Annotated in this window: 17 protein-coding genes; 12 read left to right on the top strand and 5 right to left on the bottom strand. The window is 51.7% G+C overall.

The window, feature by feature from the left end:
• Positions 1–91 precede the first annotated feature (91 nt).
• From MUG06_RS01885 to MUG06_RS01905, 5 genes are all read left to right on the top strand, one after another.
• Positions 92–472, top strand: a complete 381-nt coding sequence (locus MUG06_RS01885) for a YkvA family protein (RefSeq protein WP_215846187.1) — start codon at positions 92–94, stop codon at positions 470–472.
• 9 nt (positions 473–481) lie between these two features.
• The gene (yieE, locus tag MUG06_RS01890) at positions 482–1,348 is read left to right on the top strand and encodes a DNA-binding transcriptional regulator YeiE (RefSeq protein ID WP_243077549.1); all 867 of its coding nucleotides are present in this window, start codon (positions 482–484) and stop codon (positions 1,346–1,348) included.
• 209 nt (positions 1,349–1,557) lie between these two features.
• Positions 1,558–3,024 (top strand): amino acid permease, encoded by a 1,467-nt coding sequence (locus MUG06_RS01895; RefSeq protein ID WP_215846188.1) that lies wholly within the window; start codon positions 1,558–1,560, stop codon positions 3,022–3,024.
• A 189-nt stretch (positions 3,025–3,213) separates the two neighbouring features.
• On the top strand, positions 3,214–4,287 hold the full coding sequence (locus MUG06_RS01900) for an iron ABC transporter permease (RefSeq protein ID WP_215846189.1): 1,074 nt from the start codon (positions 3,214–3,216) through the stop codon (positions 4,285–4,287).
• Positions 4,284–5,072, top strand: a complete 789-nt coding sequence (locus MUG06_RS01905; RefSeq protein WP_243077550.1) for an ABC transporter ATP-binding protein — start codon at positions 4,284–4,286, stop codon at positions 5,070–5,072. Before MUG06_RS01900 ends, MUG06_RS01905 begins: the two co-directional genes overlap by 4 nt.
• 205 nt (positions 5,073–5,277) lie before the next feature.
• Here the strand turns inward: MUG06_RS01905 and fghA are convergent, their stop codons facing one another.
• The 3 genes from fghA to MUG06_RS01920 form a co-directional block, all read right to left on the bottom strand.
• Entirely contained in the window at positions 5,278–6,120 is an 843-nt protein-coding gene (gene fghA / locus MUG06_RS01910) for an S-formylglutathione hydrolase (protein WP_243077551.1), read from the bottom strand.
• 12 nt (positions 6,121–6,132) lie between these two features.
• Positions 6,133–7,257, bottom strand: coding sequence for an S-(hydroxymethyl)glutathione dehydrogenase/class III alcohol dehydrogenase (locus MUG06_RS01915; protein WP_243077552.1), 1,125 nt, complete (start codon positions 7,255–7,257; stop codon positions 6,133–6,135).
• Between the two features lie 84 nt (positions 7,258–7,341).
• Positions 7,342–8,253, bottom strand: a complete 912-nt coding sequence (locus MUG06_RS01920; RefSeq protein ID WP_215846193.1) for a LysR family transcriptional regulator — start codon at positions 8,251–8,253, stop codon at positions 7,342–7,344.
• A 105-nt stretch (positions 8,254–8,358) separates the two neighbouring features.
• Here MUG06_RS01920 and MUG06_RS01925 point away from each other — a divergent pair, with 105 nt between their 5' ends.
• The 7 genes from MUG06_RS01925 to mglC all read left to right on the top strand — a co-directional run bounded on the left by MUG06_RS01925 (position 8,359) and on the right by mglC (position 16,605).
• Positions 8,359–9,486 carry a YbfB/YjiJ family MFS transporter gene (locus MUG06_RS01925; protein ID WP_243077553.1) on the top strand — a complete coding sequence of 376 codons (1,128 nt, stop codon included), beginning with the start codon at positions 8,359–8,361 and terminating at the stop codon, positions 9,484–9,486.
• 125 nt (positions 9,487–9,611) lie between these two features.
• On the top strand, positions 9,612–10,277 hold the full coding sequence (folE, locus tag MUG06_RS01930; protein ID WP_215846194.1) for a GTP cyclohydrolase I FolE: 666 nt from the start codon (positions 9,612–9,614) through the stop codon (positions 10,275–10,277).
• A 49-nt stretch (positions 10,278–10,326) separates the two neighbouring features.
• Complete coding sequence (yeiB, locus tag MUG06_RS01935; protein ID WP_243077554.1) at positions 10,327–11,487, top strand: DUF418 domain-containing protein YeiB; 1,161 nt, start codon at positions 10,327–10,329, stop codon at positions 11,485–11,487.
• Positions 11,488–11,634: 147 nt separating this feature from the next.
• Positions 11,635–12,675, top strand: a complete 1,041-nt coding sequence (gene galS, locus MUG06_RS01940; protein WP_215846196.1) for an HTH-type transcriptional regulator GalS — start codon at positions 11,635–11,637, stop codon at positions 12,673–12,675.
• Positions 12,676–12,988: 313 nt separating this feature from the next.
• Positions 12,989–13,984, top strand: coding sequence for a galactose/glucose ABC transporter substrate-binding protein MglB (gene mglB / locus MUG06_RS01945; RefSeq protein ID WP_215846198.1), 996 nt, complete (start codon positions 12,989–12,991; stop codon positions 13,982–13,984).
• 70 nt (positions 13,985–14,054) lie between these two features.
• Positions 14,055–15,575 (top strand): galactose/methyl galactoside ABC transporter ATP-binding protein MglA, encoded by a 1,521-nt coding sequence (mglA, locus tag MUG06_RS01950; RefSeq protein WP_243077555.1) that lies wholly within the window; start codon positions 14,055–14,057, stop codon positions 15,573–15,575.
• A 19-nt stretch (positions 15,576–15,594) separates the two neighbouring features.
• Positions 15,595–16,605, top strand: coding sequence for a galactose/methyl galactoside ABC transporter permease MglC (mglC, locus tag MUG06_RS01955; RefSeq protein ID WP_215846199.1), 1,011 nt, complete (start codon positions 15,595–15,597; stop codon positions 16,603–16,605).
• Positions 16,606–16,644: 39 nt separating this feature from the next.
• Here the strand turns inward: mglC and sanA are convergent, their stop codons facing one another.
• Together sanA and MUG06_RS01965 are read right to left on the bottom strand one after the other, a co-directional pair.
• On the bottom strand, positions 16,645–17,370 hold the full coding sequence (gene sanA / locus MUG06_RS01960; RefSeq protein WP_243077556.1) for an outer membrane permeability protein SanA: 726 nt from the start codon (positions 17,368–17,370) through the stop codon (positions 16,645–16,647).
• Positions 17,371–17,505: 135 nt separating this feature from the next.
• Positions 17,506–19,203 carry an NAD-dependent malic enzyme gene (locus tag MUG06_RS01965; RefSeq protein ID WP_215846201.1) on the bottom strand — a complete coding sequence of 566 codons (1,698 nt, stop codon included), beginning with the start codon at positions 19,201–19,203 and terminating at the stop codon, positions 17,506–17,508.
• Between the last annotated feature and the right edge of the window lie 276 nt (positions 19,204–19,479).

The raw sequence follows: 19,479 nt of genomic DNA on the forward strand, positions 1-19,479 counted from the left end.
TGTTTGAAGTTCGATCATGCGGCTCACTAGCTTAAAAGTGAAATTGATAATATATTTAATATTAACCGGTATAAGTAATAAGGCAGGGAATATGCTGTTTGGAAGACTTCGCCGCTGGGCCGCCTTGATTAAACGAGATGTTTTAACCTTGTGGTTTGCCTGTCGCGATCCGCGTACGCCATGGTGGTTCAAATTAATTTCGGTGGGATTGGTCGCGTACGCGCTTAGCCCGATTGATTTGATCCCCGACTTCATCCCCATCGTTGGTCTGCTGGATGATGCGATTATTATCCCGCTCGGCGTGATGATCTTGCTAAAGTTGCTGCCGCGTGAAATACGTATCAGCAGTATCGAAAGTGCCGAAGTTCAACGTGCGCGTGGCAAAAAAGTGGTCAGCGGGTTCGGATTGATCCTGATGTTGCTGATTTGGCTCGGCGTATTGGTTTATCTTGTAAACCATTACGCAATGTAGGGGAAACGCATGCATATTACGCTGCGTCAGGTTGAAGTGTTTACCGAGGTATTAAAAAGCGGCTCGACAACGCAGGCTTCGCAAGTGCTGGCGTTATCGCAGTCCGCGGTCAGTGCCGCGCTGGCCGATTTGGAAGGACAGCTGGGTGTACAGTTGTTTGACCGTGTCGGTAAACGGCTGGTGCTGAATGAACATGGCCGGCTGCTCTATCCGCGCGCTGTGGGTTTGTTAGAACAGGCGGGAGAAATTGAGCAGCTGTTTAAAGAAGATAACGGCGCTATTCGTATCTACGCCAGCAGCACCATTGGCAACTATTTACTGCCGGGCATGATTGCCGGTTATCGCCGTGACTTCCCCGGTTTGCCGCTGGAGCTAAGCGTCGGCAACAGTCAGGACGTGATTAATGCAGTGTCAGATTTTAGGGTCGACGTTGGGCTGATCGAAGGGCCGTGCCACATGACTGACTTGATCAGTGAAGCCTGGCTTGAAGATGAACTGGTGGTGTTCGCCGCGCCAGATGCAGAGATTTTGCAGCAGCCAGTAACGCTGGAGTCATTGGGTGCGGCGCCATGGATCTTGCGCGAACGTGGCTCCGGCACGCGTGAAATTGTCGATTATCTGCTGTTATCGCATTTGCCCTCTTTCCAACTGGGCATGGAGCTTGGCAATTCAGAAGCGATCAAACACGCAGTACGTCATGGCATGGGTATTAGCTGTTTATCGCGTCGGGTGATCAGTGATTTGCTCGATGCAGGAACGCTGGTGGAGCTGAAAATTCCGCTGCCGCGCCTGACGCGCACCCTTTATCGTATTCATCATCGTCAAAAACATATCTCAAAAGCGTTGACGCGTTTCCTCTCCTATTGCCGCGAATAACGCGTTCAAGCAACCTGTAAGCCTCATGCGTGAGGCTCCACCTTCTGGCTTAACACTGGCCTTAAGCCTGAATATTGCCGGTAAAAAGAGTGGGTGCTAATAATTTCGCGTCTATCATGAAGGTAACTTATAACAGCGCACCTTTGCTATACAGAGCAGGCTTAGCTGCTACAATCGCGCCTCATTTTTATCTGACGTAGCGTTTACACATGCATAACGACTCAAATACAACACAACAGCCTGCGTTAAGACGTGCGTTGAAAGCGCGTCATCTGACGATGATCGCCATTGGGGGTTCGATAGGAACCGGCCTGTTTGTCGCTTCGGGTGCCACCATTTCTCAGGCGGGGCCGGGCGGTGCGCTGCTCTCCTACGCGCTGATTGGCTTGATGGTCTATTTCCTGATGACCAGCCTTGGCGAATTGGCAGCCTTCATGCCGGTTTCCGGTTCTTTTGCGACCTATGGCGCAAAATATGTTGAAGAAGGCTTTGGTTTCGCCCTTGGCTGGAACTACTGGTACAACTGGGCCGTCACCATCGCTGTTGATCTGGTCGCTTCGCAGTTAGTGATGAATTACTGGTTTCCCGACACGCCAGGCTGGATCTGGAGCGCGCTGTTCCTCTGCCTGATGTTCCTGATGAACTACATTTCTGTAAAAGGATTTGGTGAAGCAGAATATTGGTTCTCACTGATCAAAGTCGTTACCGTCGTCATCTTCATCGTGGTTGGCGTACTGATGATTACGGGCATTATGCGCGGTGCAGAAAACGCGGGTTGGCATAACTGGCAGGTAGGCGATGCGCCGTTTGCCGGTGGATTTGCTGCAATGATAGGCGTGGCGATGATTGTCGGCTTCTCCTTTCAGGGCACCGAGCTAATCGGGATTGCGGCGGGTGAATCAGAAGATCCGGGGAAAAACATTCCGCGTGCGGTGCGTCAGGTGTTTTGGCGTATCCTGCTGTTTTATGTGTTTGCCATTCTGATTATCAGCCTGATTCTGCCGTATACCGATCCACAATTGCTGCACAACGACATCAAAGATATCAGCGTCAGTCCGTTTACCTTGGTGTTCCAGAATGCCGGTTTGCTTTCAGCGGCAGCGGTAATGAATGCGGTGATTCTGACTGCAGTGTTATCAGCAGGTAACTCGGGCATGTACGCCTCAACACGCATGCTTTACAACCTGGCGAGCGAAGGCAAAGCGCCGCGCATCTTCGCCAAACTGTCGAAAGGCGGTGTGCCGCGTAATGCATTGTGGGCCACAACCGTAGTCGCGGGCCTCTGTTTCCTGACGTCGAAGTTTGGTAATCAAGAGGTCTATCTGTGGCTGCTGAATACCTCAGGAATGACAGGTTTCATCGCCTGGTTGGGTATTGCGATCAGTCATTACCGCTTCCGTCGTGGCTATGTGGCGCAAGGGCGCGATCTCAACGCGTTGCCTTATCGTTCAGGTTTCTTCCCGTTGGGACCGATTTTCGCCTTTGTGCTCTGCCTGATTATCACGCTAGGCCAAAACTATCAGGCGTTTCTTAACGACAGCATTGACTGGTATGGCGTGGCGGCCACCTACATTGGTATTCCGCTGTTCCTGATTATCTGGTTTGGCTACAAGTTGACACGCGGCAGCCGGTTTGTGAAATACAACGAAATGGAATTTCCGACGCATAAAGACTAATTGATGATGCAAAATAAAAAGCGCGGTGTTTAGGCACCGCGTTTTTTTTTGCTTTATTTGCACCAGATTAGCCTGTCAAATTGATAATTATTATCATCTGCACTATTGTGGCTGCGTTTTCTGTCCGGCCTGGCACTATTTCGCTCCGTTCGGAATTATTCACCATTGGTAAGAACAACAGGGTTAATCATGACAACGGAATCTTCACTGATTACGCAAAGGGATTCTCACAGCACCATTAGCCGTTATCGGCAGACGCTGCGTCGCCGCATGTTGTGGATTGGCGTACTGCTTTTAGCCATTTTGGCTTCGCTGATTCTCGACTTCACGTTGGGACCCGCCGGGCTTTCATTACCTACATTGTGGAACGCACTGCTGCATCCCGCTGGCGTGGACGCCGGTACGCGCGTCATCGTCTGGGATATTCGCTTGCCCTATGCGCTGATGGCGATTGTTGTCGGCTTTTCACTCGGCCTTGCCGGTGCTGAGATGCAAACCATCCTCAATAACCCGCTGGCGAGTCCGTTCACGCTGGGCGTCTCTTCAGCGGCGGCCTTCGGCGCGGCGCTGGCGATTGTGATGGGAATTGGCATTCCCGGTATTCCCGCACAATGGTTTATCTCCGCCAATGCGTTTGTATTCGCGCTGTTTGCCGCGCTGATGCTAGATGGTGTAACACGTTGGACCCGAGTTTCCTCTTCGGGCGTGGTGCTATTCGGAATCGCCTTGGTTTTCACCTTTAACGCGCTGGTCTCAATGATGCAGTTCATCGCCAGCGAAGATACGTTACAAGGTTTAGTGTTTTGGACCATGGGCAGTTTGGCCCGCGCATCATGGGAAAAACTGGGTGTGTTAAGCCTCGCTTTCGGCCTGTTGGTGCCGTTCTCCCTGTTAAGCAGCTGGAAGCTGACCGCACTGCGTCTGGGGGAAGATCGTGCAGTGAGCTTTGGTATCGACGTACGCCGTTTGCGCCTCGCGACCTTGCTGCGCATCAGTATTCTTTCCGCGCTGGCGGTGGCATTTGTTGGGCCAATTGGCTTTATTGGCCTGGTTGCGCCGCACATTGCTCGCATGATGTTTGGCGAAGATCACCGCTTTTACCTGCCCGCCAGCGCATTAACCGGCGCGCTGGTGTTATCGATGGCCTCCGTTGCGTCCAAGAACCTGATTCCTGGCGTTATCATTCCGGTTGGCATTGTGACTTCATTGGTCGGCGTGCCGTTTTTCCTCAGTATTATTTTGCGTCATCGGGGGAATGTATGATGGCAGGTCTGACATTACGCGGCTTTAGCACCGGCTATCCTAAACGCAAAGTGATTGAGAATCTTGACGTGGCGCCTTTGCCGCGTGGTGAAATTACCGTGCTGTTAGGCCCCAACGGCTGCGGTAAATCGACGTTGCTGCGCGCGCTCGCCGGGCTGAATAAGGGCCGTGGCGAGATGTGGCTCGACGACGAAGAGTTAATGACGCAGCCGTTTGCCCGTCGCGCACAACGCGTGGTTTATCTGCCGCAGTCGCTGCCCGCAGGCGTACACTTGCATGTGCTGGAATCGATTATTGTTGCACAGCGTGCTTCAGGCGGTTTACACAGTGCCGCCAGTGAAGCGGAAATTTTGCATCTGCTGGAGCAGTTGGGTATTGCGCATCTGGCGATGCGTTATCTTGATCAACTTTCCGGCGGCCAAAAACAGCTGGTGGGGTTGGCGCAATCGCTGATTCGGCGTCCGGAATTGCTGCTGTTGGATGAGCCGCTTAGCGCATTGGATCTGAATTACCAGTTTCACGTGATGGATCTGGTCCGACGCGAAACCGCTCAGCGCAATATCGTTACCGTGGTGGTAGTGCATGACATCAATATCGCATTACGGCACGCGCAGCATGCTTTGATGCTGAAAGAGGGCAGGTTGATTGCTGAAGGTCAGCCAGACAAAGTGATTACGCCGGAAACGCTGGCGCAAGTTTATGGTGTAGAAGGGCGGATTGAGCACTGCTCACGCGGCATGCCGCAGGTAATGATTGATGGATTAGTGCGCGAAGCGTTAGTTTGAGTTAGCGAAAAGTCGTTTGTCCCCCATCCCGGCCTTCCCCCGCAACGCGGGGGAAGGAGATGCTGCCACATGTAAACTCGGTGACAGCATGTGGCAGCGTCTTCCCCCCCCACGCGTGGGGGAGGACCGAGGTGGGGGACAGCGAGTACCTAACCCTAAGTGCGAGCACCTAACCCTAAGTGCCAGCATCCAAAAGTATGCGCACTTACACGAGCAGATGCTGCGCATGGAAGCGCAGATGATCCTCAACAAAACTGGCGATAAAGAAGTAGCTGTGATCGTAACCCGGCTGGATCCGCAGCGTCAGCGGGAAATCCATCTCCTGCGCGATCGTTTCTAAACGTTCCGGCTGCAGCTGATCGGCAAGAAACTGATCGCTGTCGCCCTGATCGATCAGGATAGGCAAGCGGTGCTGCACTTCACGCATCAGATGACAACTGTCATATTCACGCCACGCATCACGATCTTCACCTAAATAAGCCTGAAACGCCTTTTGTCCCCAAGGCACATCACTTGGATTAACAATGGGTGCGAACGCAGAAGCGGAAGCAAAGCGACCGCCAAGACGCAGCGCCAGCATCAGTGCGCCGTGTCCCCCCATCGAATGGCCCATAATTGACTGGCGTTCACTGACCTTGAAATTGTCAGCGATCAGCGCAGGCAACTCTTTGCTCAGGTAATCGAACATGCGGAAATGGCTCGACCAGGGATGTTGGGTGGCGTTGAGATAAAATCCTGCGCCCTGACCCAAATCGTATCCTTCGTCGTTTGCCACCTGATCACCGCGTGGACTGGTATCCGGCATGATCAACATCAATCCCAGTTCCGACGCTACGCGCTGCGCACCCGCTTTGGTGGTGAAGTTTTCATCATTGCAGGTCAGCCCGGCAAGGAACCAAACCGCAGGCGGTGGCGCGTCGCCTTTGGGGCTCGGCAGATAAATGCTGAACGTCATCGGGCAATTTAACACGCCCGATTGATGACGCCAGCGCTGCTGCCAGCCGCCAAAGATGCGGTGCTCTTCCAAAAGCTCCAGTGTAGATGCCATAACGCCTCCTGATTACTTTTTAAAATGCACCACAGAACGGATTGATTTACCTTCGTGCATTAAATCAAAAGCGTCGTTGATCTCTTCCAGCGGCATGGTATGCGTGATGAAATCATTCAGGGCAAATTTGCCGTCGAGGTAATCCTGCACAATGCCTGGCAGCTGGCTACGGCCTTTCACACCACCAAAGGCGGAACCGCGCCATACGCGACCGGTTACCAACTGGAAAGGACGGGTAGAAATCTCTTCACCTGCACCCGCCACGCCGATAATCACTGATTCGCCCCAGCCTTTGTGGCAGCATTCCAGCGCGGAACGCATCACGTTGACGTTGCCGATACACTCAAACGAGAAATCCACGCCGCCATCGGTCAGTTCAACAATCACATCCTGAATGGGTTTCTCGTAATCTTTCGGATTGATCAGATCGGTGGCACCCAGTTTGCGCGCCAGATCAAACTTACTGGTATTCAGGTCAATGCCGATGATGCGACCGGCTTTCGCCATTTTCGCACCAATAATTGCCGACAAACCGATGCCGCCCAGACCGAAGATTGCAACGGTGTCGCCTTCTTTCACTTTAGCGGTGTTCATTACCGCGCCCATGCCGGTGGTTACGCCACAGCCGAGTAGGCAAACTTCTTCCAGTGGCGCTTCTTTACTGATTTTTGCCAGCGAAATTTCTGGGATCACGGTGTATTCAGAGAAGGTAGACGTGCCCATGTAGTGAAAAATAGGCTTGCCGTCTTTGTAGAAGCGGGTGGTGCCATCTGGCATCAAACCTTTACCCTGTGTGGTGCGAATCGCCTGACACAGGTTGGTTTTGCCAGAAAGACAGAATTTACACTTGCCGCACTCGGGTGTATAGAGCGGGATAACATGGTCGCCGACTTCGACGCTAGTGACGCCTTCGCCCACGGCTTCGACAATGCCGCCGCCTTCGTGACCGAGAATGGCCGGGAACACGCCTTCAGGATCTGTGCCCGATAAGGTGTAAGCATCGGTATGGCATACGCCAGTCGCAACGATACGTACCAGCACTTCACCTTTTTGTGGTGGCATCAAATCCACTTCTTCAATTTTCAGTGGTTCGCCAGCAGCCCAGGCAACAGCGGCACGGGTTTTAATCATGTTCATGCAAATCCCTCTTCAATCAATGTAACGCGCCAGAAATGATCGCGTACGGATGGTCGTGATGGTTTAAAAATAGTGGCGGAAGCGTTATTCCGCCGCTTTCAATGGATGCATCAGCTCATCGTTAAGCGGACGATCCTTAAATTGTTCAATGATTAAATATTTCAGCGCTTCAACGTTGGGGGTGAAGGCGTCACGTCGCCACATCAACCAAGTGGCGGTATCACGGTATGCCGGCGGCAAGCTGTGCGCTTGAACCCGGCCGCGATCGGGCATTTGTTTCAGCACCGAAGAGGGAATCATCGCGACGCCTGCGCCGCCTGCCACACAGGCCAGCATCGCATGATAAGACTGAATTTCCATCACGCTGTTGGGCGCGGTGTGGCTGTCGCGATACCAGGCTTCTAGCTTGACGCGGTAAGAGCAGCTGTTGCGAAAGGCGAACAGCGTGTCGGCTTGTGCATCGCGCGCGTTGGTGATCGGCGCATGATCAAGACTGGTGATCAATGTCATCTCTTCGCGAAAAGCGATGCAGCCGTTGAGATCGTCGTGTTGAACCGGGCCATCCACCAGCGCGGCCGCCAGCGTACCTTCACGGACTCGCTCAATGATTTCACCCGACGTGCCGGTGATTAATGAGAGCGCCACGCTGGGAAAGCGCTGATGGTAAGCCGCCAGTAAGCCGGGCAGGCGGGTTGCAGCGGTGCTTTCCATCGAGCCGAGCGAAAAATTACCGGCAGGTTCACCGGTACGCGCCATGCTCATCGCTTCATCACTCAACGCCAGAATGCGCTGCGCATAATTAAGGAAGTTGTGGCCCATGGGCGATAAGCGAATGCGCTGTTTCTCACGAATAAACAGATCTACGCCCAACTCTTCTTCCAACTGACGCAGACGCGTGGTGAGATTAGAGGGCACGCGATGCAGTTGTTCTGCCGCGCGCGCCAGCGAACCGCTTTCGGCAACGGAACAGAACATACGTAACTGAACTAAATCCATATCTTCTCTTCTCGTAAACAACTTGGTTAATATTATTCACTTTCCGTGAGTTTAAACATCGCGCATGGTATAAGCAAGTCAGAATAAAACATCAGGAGCTGGGAAATGGCGTTCCGTGTCGCGCTTAGCGCGTTTATTACTTTGTTTGTGGCGATGGGCATCGGACGTTTCGCCTTTACACCGCAGGTACCCTTGATGATTCAGGCGAATCAACTGACGCTAACCAGCGCCAGTCTGGTGGCCGCGCTGAACTACCTCGGTTATTTATGTGGATCGTTTGATGCCATGCGCGCGCATCGACGCGTTGAACTTCGCTTGCAAATGGGCATCTGGGGAGCGGTGGTTTTAACGCTGCTTTCTGCCTGCGCCAGCGGTCCGTGGCTGCATGGTTTACTCCGTTTCGTGATTGGCTGCGCCAGCGGTTGGGCAATGGTATTGGTCGCGGCCTGGAGCAACGAACAGTTGCATCATCATGGTCGTCCAGGCTTATCCGCCGCGGTCTTTGCCGGACCAGGATGCGGCATTTTTGTCAGCGGTTTGCTTGCGGTGTTGTTACACAGCTTTCAGGTCAGCGCGTCGCTGGCGTGGGCGGCTTACGGCGCGTTAGCCTTGGTATTGGTGGCGTTGATTGCTCGTCATTTACCGCGCCGTGGAGAGTTACATCGGCCCGATCAAATGCCTGAGCCGTTAGTTATGAACGGCAAGCTTAAACGCCTGGTCTGGAGTTATAGCCTGGCGGGATTTGGTTACATTCTGCCCGCGACGTTTTTATCGCAAATGGCCGCAGCGCGCTTTCCTGACAGCGTTTTCGCTCAGTTTGTCTGGCCAATCTATGGCGGGGCATCGGTGATTGGCATTGCTATCGCTATCTTGACGCGTGGCTGGGGTCGCAGCAATACGCGCCTGGCGCTGGCATTGTGGGCGCAGGCGTTGGGCGTGCTTGCTGCTGCTGCGCTGCCGGGATTTAGCGGTTTGCTGATTGGCGCGTTATTAGTGGGGGGCGGCTTCCTGGCCGTGGTGCAACTGTCGCTGCTTTATGCACGCGAATTAGCGCCACAGCACATGCGCTATATGGCAGGCATGCTCACCACCGGTTACGCGCTGGGGCAGTTAGTGGGGCCAATTTTGTCTTCGCTTTCGACCGCGTGGTTACATCGCCTCGAGCCAGCCTTGTGGGTGGCGGGTGCGGGATTGCTGGTGGCGGGACTGTTGGTTTGGCGACGATCAGCGTGAAAAGCTTTCATCACCAATCTTATTGATTGCTGGATTACCGCTGCGGAAAGTTTCACAATACGCGCTCAGAAATTCGGCCCGCGGGGAAACACCAGCGGGCGCATCACCTGCCGGAGAAGAGTAAGATGAGTACCTTAAGTCAGGAAGCCGCCCTGGTTCACGAAACGCTGCTGGCGCGAGGCCTGGAAACGCCATTACGTGCGCCAACGCGTGAAATGGATGACGAAACCCGCAAAAGCCTGATCGCTGGCCACATGACTGAAATCATGCAGCTGCTGAATCTGGACCTGGAAGATGACAGCCTGATGGAGACCCCGCATCGCATCGCTAAAATGTATGTGGATGAAGTTTTTTCCGGCCTCGATTACGCCAATTTCCCAAAAATCACCGTCATTGAAAACAAAATGAAGGTAGATGAGATGGTGACAGTGCGCGACATCACATTGACCAGCACTTGCGAACACCATTTCGTGATCATCGATGGCAAAGCCACCGTGGCGTATATTCCCAAAGATAAAGTGATTGGCCTGTCAAAAATCAACCGCATCGTGCAGTTTTTTGCACAGCGTCCACAGGTGCAAGAGCGTTTAACACAACAAGTGCTCGTGGCGCTGCAAACGCTGCTAGGCACCAATAATGTGGCAGTGTCGATTGACGCAGTGCATTACTGCGTGAAAGCGCGTGGCGTAAAAGATGCCACCAGTGCAACCACCACAACCTCGCTTGGCGGCCTGTTTAAATCCAGTCAAAACACCCGTCAGGAGTTCCTGCGCGCGGTACGTCATAGCTGAGTCTGAAGGCGGATGAGTTCTTCATCCGCCCCTAATTTCTGGATGCCACATGCAACGCTACCTCGCGCTGGATTTCATTCGTGGATGTGCCATTCTTGGCATCCTGCTGCTTAATATCGTCGGCTTTGGCTTACCCGCCGCCGCCTATCTCAATCCTGCCTGGCACAACAGCCTCAGCACGCCAGATATCTGGACGTGGGCGCTGCTTGATGCTTTCGCCCAGCTAAAATTCCTGACCTTATTTGCATTGCTGTTTGGTGCAGGCCTGCAAATGCAGCTGCCGCGTGGAAGCCGCTGGCTGACGGCACGCTTATCCCTGTTGGTTTTGCTGGGTTTTATTCACGGCGTCTTCTTCTGGGAAGGCGATATCTTGCTGGATTACGGCATTATTGGTTTGGTGGTGTGGCGAATGCTACGCGACGTCCCCGCGACGCGTGCCTTGTTTCATACGGGCGTGCTGCTTTATTTGATTGGCTGCGCGGTGTTGCTGGTATTTGGTTCAATCTCCGATCCTGAACCCACGCGTTCGTGGCTGCCTGGCGCCTCAGACTTACAATATGAGCAGTTTTGGAAATTGCAGGGTGGATGGGAAGCGGTACAAAATCGCCTTGATCATCTTTCATCCGGTTTAATGGCGCTGGCCTCGCAGTATGGCTGGCAGCTGGCGGGATTAATGATGATCGGTGCCGCGCTGATGCGCAGCGGCTGGTGGAAAGGGGAGTATTCTCCGCAGCATTATCGCCGTACCGCAGCGATAATGCTGGGCATTGGCTTTACCATTGCGATTCCCGGCGTGCTGGCGCAATGGCTGCTGCACTGGGAATTTCGCTGGACCGCTTTTTACCTGCAAGCACCACGCGATCTCGCCAGCCCGTTTATTAGCCTGGGATATGCTGCGCTGTGCCTCGGTTTCTGGACACAGATTTCCCGTTGGCGCATCAGTTACATGATTCAATGCGTTGGCCGTATGGCATTGAGCAACTATTTGCTGCAAACGGTGATCTGCACCACGCTGTTTTATCGTTTTGAATTATTCATGCATTTTGATCGGCTCGGCTTGCTGATGCTGGTTCCGGCTATTTGGCTGGTTAATATTCTGTTTTCTGTCATCTGGTTACGCTTCTTCCCGCAAGGTCCTTGTGAGTGGATTTGGCGTTTCCTTACCCGTCTGGCTGCGGGTAAACCCTCCGCGCAACTTCCCAACAGATAATGACAGAGGTCACAAAGGTTGCAGAATTGTATGTAACCGTTTTCATTGATGTGACGCAATTCACGCTGTAGCGTCTTCGCCCCTGACAAAATAGCGCCGGTATTCTTACCGGCGTGATGCCTTTCTCTTCCTCTGTGGAACTGCTGCATGATAACGATTCGTGATGTTGCCCGTCAGGCTGGCGTGTCGGTGGCGACCGTCTCGCGCGTACTAAATAATAGCAGCGCGGTCACCTCTGAAACCCGTGATGCCGTGTTACAAGCGGTTGATGCGCTGGGTTATCGCCCTAACGCCAATGCTCAAGCCCTGGCAACACAGATCAGCGATACCATTGGTGTCGTGGTCATGGACGTCTCGGATCCTTTTTTTGGCGCGCTGGTTAAAGCGGTGGATACCGTGGCGCAGCGCGTACACAAGCATGTCTTGATCAGCAATTCCTGGCATCAGGAGGAGAGAGAGCGCAACGCCATTGAGGTGTTGATACGTCAGCGCTGCAATGCATTGGTGGTGCATGCGAAAACGCTTTCAGACCATGAACTGGCAAATTTCATGCAGCAGGTTCCCGGTATGGTGGTTATCAACCGCATTGTGCCGGGTTTTGAATCACGCTGTGTCAGTCTGGATAATGTCACCGGTGCATTAATGGCCTCCAGAACGCTTTTGCAACAAGGACATACGCGCATTGGCTATCTCTGCTCAAGTCATCCTATTGAGGACGTAAGCCAGCGGCGTGAAGGCTGGATGCAGGCGATGAGCGAGCAAGGCATTCGCCCGCAGGAGAGCTGGATTGCCAGCGCGGAGCCTGATATGCAGGGCGGCGAAGCAGCAATGGTAGAGCTTTTAGGCCGCAATCTTAATTTGAGTGCGGTGTTTGCCTATAACGACAGCATGGCAGCAGGTGCGCTCACGGCACTCAAAGACAACGGTATTCAGGTGCCACAGCATTTTTCTGTCATTGGCTTTGATGACATTCCTATCTCGCGTTACACCGATCCTCAATTAACCACTGTACGTTATCCCATTGTTTCTATGGCTAAATTGGCGACAGAGTTGGCATTGCAAGGCGCTGCAGATTTACTGGATGAAAGTGCGACGCACATTTTCATGCCGACGTTAGTGCGTCGTCACTCAGTGGCGCAAAAGCAAAATGTGGACTCCGTCACTAATTCAGGCGATTCAGCCATGTAACCGTTTTCAATCTGTGATTGTATTCACAGTTAATTAACATGGCCCTCACTATGATGGCAGCGTCTTACCGGACTGAAACATTATGTAACGCCACCGCAACGTCGAAGGGCGTGGTTTCAGCAGCCGATTAAAAGGGTTCACAACATTTTTCAGGAAGCGTTAGCGCACAGGGAAGTCAGGTTTGGATGGCAATCCAGCGGCTTAGCATAACGTTTTAGCGTATCCCGCCTTGCCAAATTATTTTACCGATTGTTCTCCCGTCGCTCTGGCGCGGTAGAGCTAAAAAGACCCTGCATAAAAAACCGGAGATACCATGAATAAGAAGGTTTTCACGCTCACAGCACTGGTTGCCAGCATGATGTTTGGTGCAACTGCTCACGCAGCTGACACCCGTATCGGCGTTACCATTTACAAATACGATGACAACTTCATGTCAATGGTGCGCAAGGATATTGAGAAAGAAGCGAAAACGGTGGGCGGCGTGCAGCTGCTGATGAACGACTCGCAGAACGACCAATCCAAACAGAATGACCAAATCGACGTTTTGATGGCGAAAGGCGTGAAAGCGCTGGCTATCAACCTGGTTGACCCAGCAGCTGCCGCCGTAGTCGTGGATAAAGCGCGCAGCAACGACGTACCGATTGTGTTCTTCAACAAAGAACCTAACGCCAAAGTTTTGGCTGGTTACGACAAAGCTTACTACGTCGGCACCGACTCTAAAGAATCGGGCATCATCCAGGGTCAGCTGATTGAGAAGCACTGGAAAGCCACGCCAGCATGGGATCTGAACAAAGATGGTCAGATTCAGTTCGTGTTGCTGAAAGGTGAACCGGGCCATCCAGATGCCGAAGCACGTACCAAATACGTGATCGACACGCTGAACAAAGACGGCCTGAAAACCCAGCAGTTAGCGATGGATACGGCAATGTGGGATACCGCACAGGCTAAAGACAAGATGGATGCCTGGTTATCGGGTCCTAACGCCAAAAAAATCGAAGTGGTTATCGCTAACAACGATGCGATGGCAATGGGTGCTGTTGAAGCGCTGAAAGCGCACAACATGACTTCTGTACCGGTATTCGGTGTGGATGCATTGCCAGAAGCGTTAGCGCTGGTTAAATCGGGCGCGCTGGCCGGTACTGTGTTGAATGATGCAGAAAACCAGGCAAAAGCCACGCTGGATATCGCTAAAAACCTGGCTGATGGCAAGCAAGCACTTGAAGGCACTAACTTCAAGATGGTTGATAAAATCGTCCGCGTACCTTACGTACCGGTTGATAAAGAAAACCTGTCGCAATTCCAGAAATAAATTTGAATCCGGGCGCGGTGAATACCGCGCCTTTTTCACGTGACCACCGTTTTTTTAAGCCAGGTAAATTATGGCCAGTGATAATACGACCGCGCAGCGTGAATATCTGCTGGAAATGACTGATGTCAGTAAATCATTTCCGGGGGTAAAAGCTTTAGATAATGTGAATTTAAAAGTGCGGCCTCACTCCGTTCATGCATTGATGGGTGAAAACGGCGCCGGTAAATCAACATTATTAAAATGCCTGTTTGGTATTTATAAGAAAGACACGGGAAGTATCCTGTTTCAGGGTAAGGAAATAGATTATAAAAGTTCTAAAGAGGCGCTGGAAAATGGCGTTTCAATGGTGCATCAGGAATTAAACCTGGTTCTTCAACGCACCGTAATGGATAACATGTGGCTCGGACGTTATCCACGCAAAGGCTTTTTTGTCGATCAGGATAAAATGTATCGCGATACCAAAGCGATATTTGATGAGCTTGATATCGATATTGATCCGCGCGACAAAGTGGCTAATCTTTCCGTCTCGCAAATGCAGATGATTGAAATTGCCAAAGCGTTCTCTTACGACGCAAAAATTGTGATTATGGATGAGCCGACTTCCTCGTTAACCGAGAAAGAGGTGAATCACCTTTTCACCATTATTCGTAAACTGAAAGATCGCGGCTGTGGCATTGTTTATATTTCTCACAAGATGGAAGAGATATTCCAACTGTGTGATGAAATTACTATCTTGCGCGACGGTCAGTGGATCGCCTCTCAGCCACTGGAAGGGCTGGATATGGACAAGATCATCGCTATGATGGTTGGGCGTTCATTGAATCAGCGCTTCCCCGATAAAAGTAATGTACCTGGCGAGACCATTCTTGAGGTGCGTCATTTGACCTCCTTGCGTCAGCCTTCGATTCGCGATATTTCATTTGATTTGCGTAAAGGGGAGATTCTCGGTATTGCCGGTCTGGTGGGCGCTAAAAGGACCGATATTGTCGAGACACTGTTTGGTATTCGTGAAAAGTCGGGCGGCACTATTAAGCTGCACGGTAAAGCGATCAATAACCACAGCGCCAACGAAGCCATTAACCATGGTTTTGCGCTGGTAACGGAAGAGCGTCGCTCAACCGGGATTTATGCGTATTTAGATATTGGCTTTAACTCGCTTATCTCCAATATCAAAAAATATAAAAATAGTATGGGGCTGCTGGATAATAAACGCATGAAAAGCGATACCCAATGGGTTATCGATGCCATGCGTGTTAAAACGCCAGGCCACCATACGCAAATTGGTTCCCTTTCCGGGGGTAACCAACAAAAAGTTATTATTGGTCGCTGGTTATTGACCCAGCCTGAAATCCTGATGCTTGATGAACCTACACGCGGCATTGATGTTGGCGCGAAGTTCGAAATTTACCAGTTAATTGCTGAGCTGGCGAAAAAAGAGAAAGGCATCATTATTATCTCTTCCGAAATGCCCGAGCTATTAGGCATTACCGATCGTATTTTGGTAATGAGTAACGGCATGGTAGCAGGCATTGTTGAAACTAAAACGACCACGCAGAACGAAATATTGCGTTTAGCGTCATTACACCTTTAATGAAGCAAGGGCTGTTAACATGAAAGCGACTACAAAAAAGAATGCGCTAACCTGGTTGAAAGAGGGCGGCATTTACGTTGTGCTGCTGGTTTTATTGGCCATTATTATTTTCCAGGATCCGACATTTTTAAGTTTAATGAACCTGAGTAATATTCTGACCCAATCCTCGGTGCGTATTATTATCGCGCTGGGTGTAGCGGGTTTAATTGTTACGCAGGGTACCGACCTGTCAGCGGGTCGTCAGGTGGGCTTAGCGGCTGTTGTGGCAGCGACTTTGCTACAGGCGATGGACAACGCCAATAAAGTTTTTCCTAACATGGATACCGTACCGATTCCCTTGGTTATTGTGACCGTGTGTATTATCGGTGGTGTTATTGGTCTGGTGAACGGCGTGATTATTGCGTACCTGAAAGTGACGCCATTTATCACCACGTTAGGCACCATGATTATCGTTTACGGCATCAACTCGCTTTATTACGACTATGTTGGCGCATCGCCAATAGCCGGTTTTGATGCAGGCTTCTCTAAATTTGCGCAAGGATTCCTGCGCTTTGGCGACTTTAAGCTTTCGTTTATTACGTTTTATGCCGTGATTGCCATCGTGTTTGTCTGGATCCTGTGGAATAAAACCCGTTTCGGCAAAAACATCTTTGCTATCGGCGGTAATCCTGAAGCAGCAAGAGTTTCCGGCGTGAACGTGCCATTAAACCTGATCATGATCTATGCGCTGTCAGGGGTGTTCTATGCCTTCGGCGGTATGCTGGAAGCGGGACGTATCGGCTCGGCGACTAACAACCTTGGCTTTATGTACGAACTTGATGCTATCGCAGCGTGCGTGGTAGGCGGCGTCTCCTTTGCCGGCGGTGTCGGCACCGTGGCGGGCGTAGTTACCGGTGTGCTGATCTTTACCGTCATCAACTACGGTTTGACCTATATCGGCGTGAACCCATATTGGCAGTACATCATCAAGGGCGGCATTATTATCTTTGCCGTCGCGCTGGATTCACTGAAATACTCGCGCAAAAAGTAATTTCCGCAATAACGAAAAAGCGACCTTCGGGTCGCTTTTTTATTTGGCTGGCTTCTGCTTCTGCTCTTGTTCCAGCAGCTGTTCCGGCGTCACTGCAGGATAGCTTTGCGCATCTTCAGGTATTTCACGCACCGCCGGAATCGGCACCAGTGGACCTAAGAAACGCGGTTCACGCTTCATGACAAACAGATCGCTTAACGCGCCTAACCGCGCAGCAACCTCACGTGCGCGAACGCTCAGCATATTTTTAGGCGAGGGCACGGCATAACATTGCGCCTGAATCCCTAAGTGCAGCGCAATAAACAGTGCGCGTTCACAGTGAAAGCGTTGAGTAATAATAATGAAGTCATTGGTATCAAATACTTTACGAGTACGGACAATCGAATCCAGAGTACGAAAACCGGCATAATCCAGCACGATGTCAGCAGGATCGACGCCCGCTTTGATTAAGTCACGGCGCATTGTCATTGGCTCGTTGTAGCTCTGTAAAGCGTTATCCCCGCTCAGCAGCAGATAATTCACCTTGCCGCTGTTATACGCATTGAGCGCACCCTGCATGCGATAAAGGTAATACTGATTAATGACGCCGGTTCGATAATATTTGGCTGTGCCTAATACCACACCAACCTGACGATGCGGCAATGCCGAAACATTCTCATAAATGTAGGGAGCGGTTTTCCAGCTAATCCAGCGATCGAGGCCAATAGCAGTCCCCACCATGAATAAGATGATGAAAAGCAGACCAATGAAAACGCGTTTCAACATGCGCGTGGGCACTCAACGTCAGGATAATTTGATGGGTCAAGGCTACTTGAGGTACATCGGGGAAGCAAGTTTGCGCCGGTTGGCTGATGCAAAATTAGGCAGTGCCGGATCTGATTCGACCCGGCACTCAAGCCGTTAAATTGAGGTACGACGATAATGACGATACTGCGGCAGCCAAAAGTTATTCGAAATAGCCAGTGACAGCACATCTTCTGACGTAACAACAGCAACGCCCGCGAGCTGTGCGGCCTTGCCTACTTCCATCGCGATGATTTTCGACACACCCTGAATATCTTTGATTTCTGGCAGCACCGGCCCTTCGCCGTCATTCACCAGCGGTGAACAATCTGCAAGGGCGCGACTGGCGGTCATCAACATGGTGTCGGTAACGCGGCTGGCACCTGACGCAATCACACCTAAACCGATACCTGGGAAGATATAGGAGTTATTACACTGCGCAATCGGATAGGTTTTGCCGTTCCAGCTTACCGGTGAGAACGGGCTACCGGTGGCGACCAGCGCGGCCCCGTCAGTCCAGGCGATAATATCCGCAGGCGTCGCTTCAACGCGTGACGTTGGGTTGGAGAGCGGCATGACGATAGGACGCGCGCAATGTTTGTGCATCTCGCGAATAATCTCTTCGGTAAACAGGCCCGGTTGACCCGAAACACCAATCAGAATGTCTGGCTGCGCATTGCGCACCACATCCAGCAGCGAAATAGCGTCGTTGGTAACGTCCCACCCTTTGAGGTTTTCACTCTTTTGCACCAGCTTGCTCTGGAAGTTGAGCAGGTTAGGCAGTTTATCCGTTAACAAACCAAAGCGATCAACCATCATGACGCGGCCGCGTGCTTCGTCGTCGCTTAATCCTTCTGATTTCATCTGAGCGATAATCTGCTCGGCGATACCACAACCGGCTGAACCTGCGCCCAGGAATACCACTTTTTGCTCGCACAAACGACTGCCTGCAGCACGGCTGGCGGCAATTAATGTCCCGACGGTAACGGCGGCGGTGCCCTGAATGTCATCGTTGAAGCAGCAGACTTCATCACGATAACGCTCCAGCAGTGGCATAGCGTTCTTCTGCGCAAAATCTTCAAACTGCAACAGCACTTTCGGCCAGCGGCGCTTAACGGCCTGAATAAAGTCATTCACAAACGCATCATACTCTTCGCCGGTAATGCGCGGATGACGCCAGCCCATATAGAGCGGATCGTTCAGCAACTGCTGGTTATTGGTGCCGACATCCAGCACCACCGGCAAGGTGTAAGCGGGAGAGATACCGCCACAAGCGGTGTAGAGCGAAAGCTTACCAATTGGAATACCCATGCCGCCGATACCCTGATCGCCCAAGCCAAGAATGCGCTCGCCATCAGTGACCACGATCACTTTCACGTTCTGTTTAGTGGCGTTTTGCAGCATGTCTTCGATGTGATCGCGGTTCGGGTAAGAGATGAACACGCCACGCGCGCGACGATAAATTTCTGAGAAGTGTTCGCACGCGGCGCCGACGGTTGGGGTATAGATGATCGGCATCATCTCTTCAAGATGATTATCCAGCAGGCGGTAGAACAGGGTTTCGTTGGTGTCCTGGATATTGCGCAGATAGACGTGCTTATCGTTATTATTTTTGAAGTCCTGGAACTGACGCCAGGCGCGCTGCGCTTGCTCTTCAATACTTTCTACCGCTTCAGGCAGCAAACCTCTAAGGTTAAATTCATTACGTTCTTCGAGGGAGAAGGCGCTGCCTTTATTCAGAAGGGGAAATTCCAGTAAAATCGGGCCTGCGTAAGGGATGTAAAGCGGACGTTTACTTTCGTAGTCGAGTTCCATGCAATGATGCTCCGGTTGCGGTAGTGTCTGGCGTGACGCCGGAAAGGTAACGCCAGTTTTTTTCCCATCCTGATTCAGGCTGCTGATGCATTGGCCGCGCTTATTTATCTCAATGAATAACCAAAGCAAACTATCAAGGGCAGACGCGTTTGGCAGTACTGCAATGCAGCGCAAATCAATCTGGGTAATTGTTATAACGTGAATTCTGGCGCCAGATCCTAGTAATTTTCCCGCAGAAGTACAGCACTTGTTAATAAAAGGTCACAAAACTGCTGG

The sequence above is a fragment of the Pantoea sp. MQR6 genome, from assembly GCF_022761075.1.
GTDB lineage: Bacteria > Pseudomonadota > Gammaproteobacteria > Enterobacterales > Enterobacteriaceae > Pantoea > Pantoea phytostimulans.